At 71.4% G+C, this 12,277-nt stretch carries 11 protein-coding genes; 4 read left to right on the top strand and 7 right to left on the bottom strand.

Annotated elements, in window-relative coordinates; all coding sequences use genetic code 11:
* Nucleotides 1-68 precede the first annotated feature (68 nt).
* From QFW80_RS01980 to QFW80_RS01970, 3 genes are read left to right on the top strand one after another with little or no spacing between them, the layout of a single operon-like run.
* Nucleotides 69-305 (top strand): FeoA family protein, encoded by a 237-nt coding sequence (locus QFW80_RS01980; RefSeq protein ID WP_280599367.1) that lies wholly within the window; start codon nucleotides 69-71, stop codon nucleotides 303-305.
* Nucleotides 302-2,182, top strand: coding sequence for a ferrous iron transporter B (gene feoB, locus QFW80_RS01975; RefSeq protein ID WP_280599365.1), 1,881 nt, complete (start codon nucleotides 302-304; stop codon nucleotides 2,180-2,182). Before QFW80_RS01980 ends, feoB begins: the two co-directional genes overlap by 4 nt.
* 3 nt (nucleotides 2,183-2,185) lie before the next feature.
* Nucleotides 2,186-2,419: a DUF6587 family protein gene (locus QFW80_RS01970; protein WP_280599363.1), complete on the top strand. Its 234-nt coding sequence runs from the start codon at nucleotides 2,186-2,188 to the stop codon at nucleotides 2,417-2,419.
* A gap of 299 nt (nucleotides 2,420-2,718) precedes the next feature.
* On the opposite strand, the gene QFW80_RS01965 is transcribed toward QFW80_RS01970, so the two are convergent.
* From QFW80_RS01965 to QFW80_RS01935, 7 genes are all read right to left on the bottom strand, one after another.
* Complete coding sequence (locus QFW80_RS01965) at nucleotides 2,719-3,114, bottom strand: hypothetical protein (RefSeq protein ID WP_280599362.1); 396 nt, start codon at nucleotides 3,112-3,114, stop codon at nucleotides 2,719-2,721.
* An 8-nt stretch (nucleotides 3,115-3,122) separates the two neighbouring features.
* Complete coding sequence (locus QFW80_RS01960; RefSeq protein ID WP_331488476.1) at nucleotides 3,123-3,695, bottom strand: bactofilin family protein; 573 nt, start codon at nucleotides 3,693-3,695, stop codon at nucleotides 3,123-3,125.
* Between the two features lie 170 nt (nucleotides 3,696-3,865).
* Nucleotides 3,866-5,197, bottom strand: coding sequence for a family 8 glycosyl hydrolase (locus QFW80_RS01955; protein WP_280599360.1), 1,332 nt, complete (start codon nucleotides 5,195-5,197; stop codon nucleotides 3,866-3,868).
* Between the two features lie 64 nt (nucleotides 5,198-5,261).
* Nucleotides 5,262-6,869 (bottom strand): carboxyl transferase domain-containing protein, encoded by a 1,608-nt coding sequence (locus QFW80_RS01950; protein WP_280599359.1) that lies wholly within the window; start codon nucleotides 6,867-6,869, stop codon nucleotides 5,262-5,264.
* A gap of 130 nt (nucleotides 6,870-6,999) precedes the next feature.
* Nucleotides 7,000-7,338 carry a hypothetical protein gene (locus QFW80_RS01945; RefSeq protein ID WP_280599358.1) on the bottom strand — a complete coding sequence of 113 codons (339 nt, stop codon included), beginning with the start codon at nucleotides 7,336-7,338 and terminating at the stop codon, nucleotides 7,000-7,002.
* 156 nt (nucleotides 7,339-7,494) lie between these two features.
* Entirely contained in the window at nucleotides 7,495-7,830 is a 336-nt protein-coding gene (locus tag QFW80_RS01940) for a hypothetical protein (RefSeq protein ID WP_280578584.1), read from the bottom strand.
* 134 nt (nucleotides 7,831-7,964) lie between these two features.
* The gene (locus QFW80_RS01935; protein ID WP_280599356.1) at nucleotides 7,965-9,137 is read right to left on the bottom strand and encodes a thiolase family protein; all 1,173 of its coding nucleotides are present in this window, start codon (nucleotides 9,135-9,137) and stop codon (nucleotides 7,965-7,967) included.
* A 153-nt stretch (nucleotides 9,138-9,290) separates the two neighbouring features.
* Between QFW80_RS01935 and QFW80_RS01930 the strand changes: the two genes are divergently transcribed.
* On the top strand, nucleotides 9,291-12,149 hold the full coding sequence (locus QFW80_RS01930; RefSeq protein WP_280599354.1) for an autotransporter serine protease: 2,859 nt from the start codon (nucleotides 9,291-9,293) through the stop codon (nucleotides 12,147-12,149).
* Nucleotides 12,150-12,277 lie beyond the last annotated feature (128 nt).

Here is a 12,277-nt window from a genome sequence, read left to right as displayed (position 1 = left end):
CTCGCGGCCCCTGCCGGTCGGGGGCCGGCGCTGGTAAGATGAGAACTATTCGTATTCAAGGCTGTCCCGTGACGCTTGCCGACCTGCCGCGCCGCACCCCGTCCACCGTCGAGTCCGTCGAAGCCCGGGGCGAGAACGACGTGATCGCCCGTCGCCTGCGCGAGCTCGGCTTCGTGGCCGGCGAGGCGGTGGAGGTGATGGCGCAGGCGCCGTTCGGCGGCGACCCGATCCTGGTGCAGGTGGGCTACACGCGCTTCGCGCTGCGACGGATCGAAGCGGCGCGCGTGCGCGTGGTGACGCAGTGACCGCGGCGGCCCCGGCCGACACCCGGCCCTGGCGCCTGGCGCTGGTCGGCAATCCGAACTGCGGCAAGACGGCGCTGTTCAACCTGCTCACCGGCAGCCGGCAGAAGGTCGCGAACTACGCCGGAGTCACGGTCGAGCGCAAGGAGGGCCGGTTCCACGGCGCGGGGGGACGCCAGTACGTGGTGCTCGACCTGCCGGGGACCTACAGCCTGCAGCCCGCCAGCCTGGACGAGGCGATCACGCGCGACGTCTGCCGCGGCTTCTATCCCGGCGAACCGGCGCCGGACCTGGTGGTGTGCGTGGTCGACGCCACCAACCTGCGGCTGCACCTGCGCTTCGCGCTCGAACTGCGCTCGCTGGGCCGGCCGATGGTGCTGGCGGTGAACATGATCGACGTCGCCCGCCGCCGCGGGATCACGGTCGACCTGGAGGCGCTGGAGCGCGAACTCGCGATCCCGGTGGTCGAAACCGTCGCGGTGCGCCACCACGGCGCGCAGGCGCTGCTCGACCGCCTCGACCGCCTCGACCGCATGCCGGTGCCGCTGGTGGCGCGCGAATCGTCCGGCGGAGCCGCGCCCGACCTGCACGCCGAAACCCGGCGCCTGCTCGACGTCGCCGTGCGCATGCCGCGACGCACCGCGCGCATCGACGACGCGCTCGACCGCTGGCTGCTGCACCCGGTGTTCGGCCTGCTGGCGCTGGCGCTGGTGATGTTCCTGATCTTCCAGGCGGTGTACGCCTGGGCGACGCCGGTGATGGACCTGATCGACGCCGGCACCGGCTGGCTCGGCGAGGCGGTGGGCGGCGCGCTGCCCGAGGGGCCGCTCAACAGCCTGCTGGTGGACGGCGTGATCGCCGGCCTGGGCGGGGTGGTCATCTTCCTGCCGCAGATCCTGGTGCTGTTCGCCTTCATCCTGGCGCTGGAGGAGAGCGGCTACCTGCCGCGCGCGGCGTTCCTGCTCGACCGGCTGATGAAGGGCGCGGGCCTGTCGGGGCGGTCGTTCATCCCGCTGCTGTCGAGCTTCGCCTGCGCGATCCCCGGGATCATGGCCACGCGCTCGATCCAGGACCCGCGCGACCGGCTGGCGACGATCATGGTCGCGCCGCTGATGACCTGTTCGGCGCGCCTGCCGGTGTACGCGCTGCTGATCGGCGCCTTCATTCCCGCGCGCACGGTGTGGGGGCCGATCGGGCTGCAGGGGCTGGTGCTGTTCGGCCTGTACGTCGCGGGCATCGCCAGCGCGCTGGTGGTGTCGTTCGTGATGAAGCGCTGGCGGCGCGACACCTCCGAACACGCGCTGCTGCTCGAGCTTCCCTCGTACCGGGTGCCGCATCCGCGCGACCTCGCGATCGGCCTGTACGAGCGCGGCATGATCTTCCTCAAGCGCGTGGGCGGGATCATCTTCGCGCTGACCGTGCTGCTGTGGGTGCTGCTCAACGTTCCCGCGCCGCCGCCGGACGCGACCCTGCCGGCGATCGACTACAGCCTCGCCGGCCGCATCGGCCACGCGCTGGCGGTGGTGTTCGCGCCGCTCGGCTTCAACTGGCAGATCTGCATCGCGCTGATCCCAGGGCTGGCCGCGCGCGAAGTGGCGGTGTCGTCGCTGGCGACGGTCTACGCGCTCTCGGCCGCCGACGACGCGGCCGCGGCGCAGGCGCTCACCCCGATCATCACCGACGGCTGGTCGCTCGCCACCGGCCTGTCGCTGCTGGTGTGGTTCATCTATGCGCCGCAGTGCATCTCGACCTGGGCGACGATCAAGCGCGAGACCAACTCCTGGCGGATCATGGCCGCAAACGCGGTCGGCCTGTTCGCGCTGGCCTATCTCGCGTCGCTGCTGACCTACCAGGTCGCGCGCGCGCTGGGCGCGGGCTGATCGATGGACACCGGCCTGCTGCTGCAGTACGCCATCATCGCCGCCGTGGCCGCGTACAGCGCATGGTTCGTGGCGCGGCGCCAGTTCCCCGCGGGCGTGCGCCGGATGCGGATCGCGCTCGCCATGCCGCTGGTGCGCGACGGCCGGCCGAGGTGGATGCGCGCGCTGGGCCAGCGCGTGGCGCCCGCTCCGCTGCATCGCGACGAGGCCTGCGGCGGCTGCAATGGCTGCGGGTGAGCGCGTACGGCGTTTGCGCTCGAGATTCGGTCATCCACGCGGGTTCGGTCGTTCCCCCCGGATGCGGCCTTTGGCCTGATCCGGGCTACGCGGGCACGCGCATGGAGGCCACCAGTCACGCGTGAATGCCGCACGGGACCAGCGTGACCTGTCGTCGAGTCCATCTCCCGTAGCCCGGATAAGGCCGAAGGCCGCATCCGCGACGCGGGGCGGGCGGTGGCGACTCGCGGACGCCTACGCCGCAATCGAACCACGCGTTTGGATCCAACCAAGCGACCCCCGCGCCCCCGCGCGTCGCCTCAGTGCCGCACGCCGCGCTTGTTCGGGGACCGCACCGGACGGCGCATGTCGCTGGTCGGGGTGACTTCGACCGAGAGGTTGAAGGTGCGCTCCTCGCCGGCCAGCATCGCGCCCACGCCGACCACGTGGCGCGCGATCTCCTTGCCTTCGTCGTCGCGCACCGTCAGCAGCACCGAATATTCCCAGGCACCGCCCTCGGACGGATGGCGGATCATGCCCTCGACCTGCAGCGCGGTGGTGCTGGCCGCGGGCGCGGCGCCGGGCGCCGCGCGCGGGGAGTCGAAGCGCAGGTAGTGCTTGCACGCAGGACAGATGCTCGAACTCTCGAGGATCGTGGTCTTGCAGTGCGGGCAGGTGCGCGTGGCACCCGCCATGCCGGGCTTCGGCGTGCTCACGCCGGGGCTCAGGACGCGCGTTCGGCGGCCTCGGCCGGTTCGGCAGCCTTGCCGTTGCGGCGCGGGGCGGCGGACTCGGAGGCGTCCCAGCCGCACTCGACGTGGCCGCGGATCTTGGACCCGGCCGCCACCGTCATCGATCCAGCCTTGACGTCGCCGGTCAGCACCGCGGACGGCAGCAACTCGACCTTCTCGGCCGACTGGATGTTGCCGTCGAGCTCGCCGGCCACCACCACCTGGCGCGCCTTGACGCCGCCGTTGAGGCGGGCACCGTCCTCGATCCGCAGGTTGCCCTGCACATTCACGTCGCCCTTGAACTTGCCGGCGATGCGGACATGGCCGCTGCCTTCGATCTTGCCCTCGATGGTCAGGTCGGCGGCGATCAGCGATTCCTTGGCCACCGGCTCGGGGGCCGGCGCGGGCGCTGCGGCGCGCGGCGGCGCGACCTGGCTCGGGCTGAAGTCGGCCACGGCGGGGGACTCGCGCGGCGGCGCCGGCGGCGCGGCAGGCGTGTCCGATGCGAAGGAGGGCTGGTCCTTGCGGGCGGCGGCGTTGTTCTGCGGGCTGTTGAAGATGGCCATGTCGCGGATTCCTCGGGGCTGGGCAGGGAACGGCCGGAAGACGCCGGCCAGACGGGGGAGCCCCGGAGCCTAGCACGTGAACACCACCTTCACGTTGTGACGCGGCTCACCGAATCCGTTGCGTGGCAGCCACTTGGCGCATGTTGTGGGAGCGGCTTCTCCGGTCCTGCTCAGGGTGCGGCGCCGTCCGGCCACCACGCACGGAAGCGGCCGCCGGCATGCAGCAGCGCCATCATGTACAGCATGCCGTCGTAGTAGCGGTGCTGGCCGGTGGGGGTAGGGCGCTCCCACAGCGCGCGTACGAAATCGAGCCGGCGCGGGTGGTCGGCCGCCAGCGCCGCGACCGCGTTCATCGCGACCAGGCCGGTCGTCTGGCCGCCGCCCAGGGGAGACCCGTCCAGCGTGTACAGGCTCTGGTAGCTGTCCATCCCCTGGTCGGCGAAAAACGCCTGCAGCCGGTTGGACAGGTCCACCTGGCGCGGGTCGGCCCGCCACCACGACCAGTCCACCGACCAGTTCATCGCGCTGCGCCAGGCGTCGTAGCGGAAATCCGCCGAGCCCGGATGCCACGAGGCCGCCCACGGCGTGCCGTCGAAGTTGCCGTAGTCGGACGTCAGCCCGGTGCGCGGGTGGGCCGCCCTGGCGAAATAGTCGCGGCTGGTGCGCGCGGCCTCGCGCCAGAATCCGCGGTCGGCCTCCGGCCCCACGCGCGCCCAGACCTCGTAGAACGCGGGCAGGTGGTAGGACGCGTCGGTGTGCGCCGCGTTCACCACGTCGGGGGTGAAGCGCACCATCTTCGCGTCGCGGTCGAACAGGCTGGTGGCGGTCATCGTGCCGCGGTTGGTCGGGCCGGTGATCTGGCCCCGGTGCAGCACGTCGCGCAGGATACGGTCGGCGTGCGTCCGATAGTCGTACAGCCCCTCGCCGTCGCCCCAGCGCGCGGAGGCGAAGTACAGCGCGGTGATGAAATACTCCTCGCCGTCGGGCGCGGGCATCTCGTCGATCGCGGTGCCGTCGGCCTTCACCGACCAGGCGAAATAGCCGTGCGCGGGATGCGCCGGATCGGCGTGGTAGGTATGGGTCATCGCCCAGTTCCACAGCGCGTCGAACTCGCGCTTCCGGTCCAGCTGGACCGCGATCATCATCCCGTAGGACATGCCTTCCGAGCGCACGTCGTCGTTGTTGACGTCGAGGATGTAGGCCAACGGGCCATCGGCATTGGTGCCGTCCTCGTAATACACCGCTTCGTGGCCGGGGTCGCCGTGGAACAGCTGCGCGAATGCGGCTTCGATCTTCGCATCGATCTGTGGCCGTGCGTATCCCGCTTCGGCGAACAGGTCCGGGTAATCGCCGGTTGCCGCCGCGCCGCCGACCACGGTGGCATCGGGTCCTTCGCCGGCGCCGGAAGCGGCGAGGCCGGACGGCGCAGTGCTGCATCCGCCCAGGACGGCGGTGATCAGGAGCGTGGCGAACCTGGAGCACAGAGCGCGGGGGTGCGGCATCGGATGACGGCGGAGAGCGGCGGGCCCGCGAAGGTAGCAGACGTCGACGTCCGCGCGCGGCGGGTTACATCCGGAACACGCCGAACTTCGCCGGCTCGATCGGCGCGTTGAGCGAGGCGGAGATCCCCAGCCCCAGCACGCGGCGGGTGTCGGCCGGATCGATGATGCCGTCGTCCCACAGCCGCGCGGTGGCGTACCACGGGCTGCCCTGGGATTCGTACTGCTCGCGGATCGGCGCCTTGAACGTCTCCTCGTCCTCCGCGCTCCACTGGCCGCCCTTGCCCTCGATGCCGTCGCGGCGCACCGTCGCCAGCACGCTCGCGGCCTGCTCGCCGCCCATCACGCTGATGCGCGCGTTCGGCCACATCCACAGGAAGCGCGCGCCGTAGGCACGGCCGCACATCGCGTAGTTGCCGGCGCCGAAACTACCGCCGATGACCACGGTGAACTTCGGCACGCTCGAGCACGCCACCGCCGTGACCATCTTCGCCCCGTCCTTGGCGATGCCGGCGTTCTCGTACTTGCGGCCGACCATGAAGCCGGTGATATTCTGCAGGAACACCAGCGGGATGCCGCGCTGGTTGCACAGTTCGATGAAATGCGCGCCCTTCAGCGCGCTCTCGGCGAACAGGATGCCGTTGTTGGCGATGATGCCGACCGGATAGCCGTGCAGGTGCGCGAAGCCGGTCACCAGGGTCTTGCCGTAGCGCGCCTTGAACTCGTCCAGTTCGCTGCCGTCGGCGATGCGCGCGATCACTTCGCGGATATCGAACGGCCGGCGGGTGTCCTTGGGCACGATGCCGTACAGCTCGTCGGCCGGATACAGGGGTTCGCGCGTCTCCCGCACCGCCACAGGCAGCACCTTGCGCCGGTTGAAGTGGCCGACGATGCCGCGCGCGATCTCCAGGGCGTGGCGGTCGTCCTCGGCGAAATGGTCGGCGACGCCGGAGACGCTGGTATGCACGTCGGCGCCGCCGAGCGCTTCGGCATCCACGACCTCGCCGGTGGCCGCCTTCACCAGCGGCGGGCCGCCGAGGAAGATCGTGCCCTGTTCGCGCACGATCACCGATTCGTCGCACATCGCCGGCACGTAGGCGCCGCCGGCGGTGCAGCTGCCCATCACCACCGCCACCTGCGGGATGTTCTCCGCCGACAGCCGCGCCTGGTTGTAGAAGATGCGGCCGAAGTGTTCCTTGTCCGGAAACACCTCGTCCTGCAGCGGCAGGAACGCGCCGCCGGAGTCCACCAGGTACACGCAGGGCAGGCGGTTCTCGCGCGCGATCTCCTGCGCGCGCAGGTGCTTCTTGACCGTCATCGGGAAGTAGGTGCCCCCCTTGACGGTGGCATCGTTGGCGACCACCACCACCTCGGTGCCCATCACCCGGCCGATGCCGCAGACCATGCCTGCGGCCGGCGCATCGCCGCCGTACATGTCCTCGGCGGCGAGCGGCGCGATCTCGAGAAACGGCGAACCCGGGTCGAGCAGGGCGGTGATGCGTTCGCGCGCGAGCAGCTTGCCGCGCCCGGCGTGGCGTTCGCGCGCCTGCGCGCCACCGCCGTCCGCCGCGCGCGCTAGGCGCCGGTCGAGCTCCTCGACCAGCGCGCGGTGGTAGGCCGCATTGTCGAGGAAGGCCTGCGAACGGGGATCGAGCTGCGTGGTCAGGACCGTCATCGTCGGGCGCGCTGCGAAGGAAGCGCAGAGGATACGTGACCGCGCCCGGCGCTGCCTGCGGGGCGCGCGCGCCGGAAAAAGGAAAGGCCCGCGCGAGGCGGGCCTTTCCGGTACGGCATGGCGCGTGCGATCAGTTGCGCGCGTCTTCCTCGACTTCCGCAGCGGCGTCGCTCACGGCGCCGGCGGCGTCGGCCGTGGCTTCCTTGGTGGCGTCGGCGGCGTTGTCCATGGCGGCGTCGGCTTCGGCGGCGGCCTGGTCCATCGCAGCGTCGGCTTCGGCGGCGGCGCGCTCGGTGGCGGCAGCGGCGTCGGCGGCGGCCTGTTCGGTGGCGGCAGCGGCGTCGGCAGCGGCCTGCTCGGTGGCGGCGGCAGCGGCGGCGGTGTCTTCCGCGGCGCCTTCGGCGGTGTTCTTGCAGGCGGCCAGGGCGAGCACGCTCGCGGCGGCAATGGCGATGAGCTTGGTGTTCAAGGTGTGTCTCCGGAAGGCAAGGAATGACGGTGTTCGTCGCGTCCGGCCCGGGCTCCCCGTGGCCGCAGCGGCGGTATTGTGCGGAAGCGAATGTTCAGAAAAAGAAAAGCCGCCGGCAGGCGGCGGCTTTCCTGGACAGCGTTCGAAGCTCCCGGATTACGGATTGGCTTCTTCGGCGGCGTCCTCGGCGTCCTGCGCCGCGTCTTCCATGTTCTCAGCCGTGTCGGCAGCGGCGTCGGCGGCTTCGGACGTGGTGGCGGCGGCAGCGTCGGCGGCGGCGTCGGCAGCCGCGTCAGCGGCGGCGGCGGCTTCGTCGGCAGCGGTCTGCGCGGTCGCTTCGGTCGCGGTGCCGGCAGCCTCGGTGGCTTCGGTCGCGGCATCGGCGGCGGCATCGGCGGCGTCGGCAGCGGCGTTCTCGGCCTGCTGCTGGTTGCTGCAGGCGGCCAGGGCGAAGCCCAGGGCCAGCGCGAGCAGAGCCTTGTTGATGGTCATATCGAATCTTCCTCGTCTGAAAGGTGGCGAACGCGCAAGATTGCGCGCCGCATCAATGATGACAAGCCCGTGAACCCTGTCAAGCGGGCGTGCGTGGAATTTTCGTCAAAACCGCGTTAACCGACGGGCGCGGTTTAGGCGATCTCGACCGCGATGGCCGTGGCCTCCCCGCCGCCGATGCACAGCGAGGCGACGCCGCGCTTGCCGCCGCGGGCCTTGAGCGCATGCAGCAGGGTCACCACCAGGCGGGCGCCGCTTGCGCCGATCGGGTGGCCGAGCGCGGTCGCGCCGCCGTTGACGTTGATCTTCTCGTGCGGGATGCCCAGCTCGCGGATCGGCGCCATGGCGACCACTGAAAACGCTTCATTGACCTCGAACACGTCGACCTGGTCCACGCTCCAGCCCACCTTGTCGAGCAGGTTCCGGATCGCGCTCACCGGGGCGGTGGTGAACCACTCGGGTTCCTGCGAGAACGTGGCGTGGCCGACGATCCGTGCAATCGGTTCCAGCCCGAGGTTGGCCGCATGTTCGGCGCTCATCAGCACGGTGGCGGCGGCGCCGTCGGAGATGCTCGAGGAGCTGGCGGCGGTGACCGTGCCGTCCTTGCGGAAGGCCGCGCGCAGGGTCGGGATCTTGGCGATGTCGGACTTGCCCGGCTGCTCGTCGGTGTCGACCTCCACCTCGCCCTTGCGGGTGGCGACCTTGACCGGGACGATCTCGTCCTTGAACGCGCCCGAGGCGATGGCCGCCTGCGCGCGCTTGACCGACTCGATGGTGTAGGCGTCCTGCTCCTCGCGGGTGAAGCCGTACTTGTCGGCGGTGGCCTCGGCGAACACGCCCATCGACTGGCCGTCGTAGGGGTTGGTCAGGCCGTCCCACGCCATGTGGTCGACCAGCTTGGCGTCGCCGTAGCGCAGGCCCGGCCGCGCCGAGACCATGTGCGGCGCATTGGTCATCGACTCCATGCCGCCGGCGACCACCACGCTGGCCGACCCGGCCTTGATCAGGTCGTGGCCGAGCATGATCGCCTTCATGCCCGAGCCGCAGACCTTGTTGATCGTGGTGCAGCCGGTGGCCTTCGGCAGCCCGGCGGCGAGCGAGGCCTGGCGCGCCGGGGCCTGGCCGAGGTTGGCAGGCAGCACGCAGCCCATGATCACTTCGGACACGTCCTCGCCCTTGACGCCCGCGTGCTCGAGCGCGCCGCGGATCGCGGCGGCGCCCAGCGTGGGGGTCGGCACGCCGGTGAACTGGCCGAGCATGGAACCGATGGCGGTGCGCTTGGCACCGACGATAACGACGTCGCTCACGGGAGGCTCCGGGGATGCGTGGGGGTGATTGATTATCGCGTTCGTGACGGGGTCGGGCAAACGCGCCCGCCCCGGGTCGACCGATCGGCGGCGGCCGCGTGTAGAGTCCCTGGGTGCGCCGTGGACGGCGCCGCTCATGGAACGGAGGCGGGGATGTCGAAGCAGGGTGGGGGAACCGTGTCGCGCCTGACGATGGCGCTCTGGATCGGATTGGCACTGGGGGCGTGCGGCGGTGGCGGCGGTGCCACCCGTCCGGATCCTCCGCCGCTGGCGCCGCCGCCCATCCCGCCTCCCGAGACGCCCCCGCCGGGCCCGCCCGTGGTCGAGACCCCGAACCCCGATTTCAGCGACCACCTGACGCTGACCGGCGCCGACGCCGCGCAGGACGCGGGCTGGACCGGCGCGGGCATCCGCATCGGCGTGATCGACAGCGGCGTCAACCGCGACCATCCGGCACTCGCCGGACGCGTCGTCGACAACCTGACCTACATCGATCCGAACACCAACGATCTGTCGGTCGACGACGTGGTCGGCCACGGCACCGCGGTGGCGCAGATCATCGCCGGGCAGGCCTTCGGGCAGTGGCCCGGTGGCGTGGCGCCCGGCGCGGAGATCGTCTCGGCCCGGATCATCAGCGACCAGCCGCCCGAGGACGACGGCAGCGGAGAGGGCAACGAGGTCGACGGCGCGCTGGGCCTGGCGCCGATCCACGACGACCTGATCGCCCGCGACGTGCGGATCATGAACAACTCCTGGGGTGGCCTGTACTGGACCAACCCGGCCGCCACCGCCGAGATCGCGGCCGAGTACCGGCCTTTCATCCTCGACAACGACGGCCTGGTGGTGTTCTCCACCGGCAATTCCGGCTTCGCCGATCCCTCCGACATGTCGGCACTGCCCAGCCAGGCCGGCACCGGCGGCAACCGGCCGGCGGCGGACCTGGAGCGGGGCTGGCTGGCGGTGGCGGCGCTGGATGCCGAGTCGCCGACGCAACTGGCCGGCTACTCCAACGCCTGCGGCGTGGCGATGGACTACTGCCTCGCCGCGCCGGGCACCGTGGTCGTGACCGGCACCGACGACCCGCCGGACGAGCCCGAATACTGGCAGTGGTCGGGCACCTCGTTCGCCGCGCCGATCGTTTCCGGCGCCGCGGCGCTGGTGTGGGAGGCGTTCCCGTACTTCGACAACGACCTGGTGCGGCAGACCCTGCTGGGCACCGCGACCGACCTCGGCGCGCCGGGCGTGGACGCGGTGTTCGGCCATGGCGCGGTCGACGTCGAGGCCGCGGTGCGGGGGCCTGCGCGGCTGGACTGGGGCGATGTCACGGTCGATTTCGACGGGGCGACGTCTGTCTGGAGCAACGACATCTCGGGTCAAGGGGCGTTGATCAAGGAGGGCACCGGAACACTGGTTGTCGACGCCAACATGTCCAACACCGGCGGCGTACGCGTGCGCGGAGGCACATTGCGCGCCGAGCGCACGGTGCGTGGCGACGTGCGGGTGGATGCGGCCGGCACCTACGCGATCGGTGCCAACGTGCTCGACGTCAGTCTCGTCGGCAACCTCGACAATGCCGGTCGCCTGGACGTCATCGGTCAGGGCGTCAATCGAGAGTTCACGTCGATCGACGGGGATTACTTCCACCGGGACGACGCGACGCTCGCGTTCGACCTCGGCCAGGTGCTCGGGGTGGGGGGAACCGTCCGCATCGAAGGCGGCAACCTGCATGTGAAGGGGGTGAAACCCGGCTACACGGTCGTGGACCGGGAACTTGTCATCGAGGCCGGCACGCTGACCGGGGAGTTCGAGGCGCTGAGCTGGGCTTCCTCCCTGTTCCTGGAGGCCAGTCTCGACTATCGGCCGACCCAGCTGTGGCTCGACATCGAGCGCCTCGACGTCGCCGCGGCGGCAAAGTCGCTGGCGCGCATCCGGCCGGCCGGCATGTCCGCCGCGCAGCGCGTGGAAGCCGCGTTCGACGCGATCGATGCGCACGACGCGTCCGGCCGCTCGAGCGCGGTCGACGACGAGTTCCGCCGCGTCGCCGGCGCGTTCCAGCACCTGGGCGACGAGGCGACCGCGGTCGCGGCGCTCGACAGCCTGTCTGGCGAGTCGCACGCACTCGCCACCACGCTCACCTTCGACGCCGCCGACATGGGCCGGCGGGTACTGTCCGCGCGCCTGGGCGCGCTGCAGCCCGGGCTGGTCGAGGCGGGGGCGTGGACGCAGTCGCTGTCCTCCGGGGGCGCGGGCGTCGGCATGGCCGGCGGCGGGTTCCAGCTCGACGGCTGGATGCTCGGCCGCGACCTGGCGCTCGGCGACGGGCTGCTGGCCGGTTTCGCCTTCGGCGAGACCCGCGTGGACGACTGGGTCGGCGGCAACCGCGACCGCAGCCGCGACCGCCAGACCCGGGCCGCGCTGTATGTCGGCCGCGTGTCGGCGCACGGCTATGCGCTCGCGACCGCCGGCACCGGCCGCTTCGACCGCGACATCGAGCGCCAGCTGTTCACGGGCGAAGACGCCCGCGCGGGGGTCTCCAGCGGCTACGCGGGCGACGTGGCCACCGTCGGCGTCGAGGCCGGTCGCCAGCTGCACCTGGGCGGCTGGCAGCTGACGCCGTACGTCGGCGCCGACATGGTGCGCGTCTCGCAGGACGGCTTCGAGGAGTGGGGCAGCGGCTATGCCCTGCGCACGCGCGCAGCCTCGCTGCAGCGTACCCAGGCCACCGCGGGCCTGCGCGCCGGGTTCGACTGGGCGGGCGCGCGGCTGCACGCGTACTCGGCGTGGCAGCAGACGCTGTCGGCCAGTGGCTTCGACATCGACGCCAGCTTCGTCGGCCTCGACAGCTGGTCGCCGCTGCCGCTGGCCGATGCCGCGCGTTCGGGCCGCTTGTTCGGGCTGGGGCTGGAAGCGCCGGTGGGCCGGCACGCCTGGCTGTCGCTCGGCCTCGACCAGCGCTTCGGCCCACGCGGCGACGAGCGGATGGGATCGGTGCGCTACACGCTGGGGTTCTGAATGCACGGAGCGCGGCGAGTGCATCGCACCGCCACGTAGCCCGGATAAGGCCGTAGGCCACATCCGGGATGTGGGGTCGGCTGCGACGAGAGGCGGCTTTCCCGAGTGCGCTTCGCTTGCCCGGGCTG

Origin of the sequence: Luteimonas rhizosphaericola, assembly GCF_029888045.1 — a bacterium.
GTDB lineage: Bacteria > Pseudomonadota > Gammaproteobacteria > Xanthomonadales > Xanthomonadaceae > Luteimonas > Luteimonas rhizosphaericola.
Note: the sequence above shows the minus strand (reverse complement) of the source record. Positions and strands in the feature narration are given on the sequence as shown.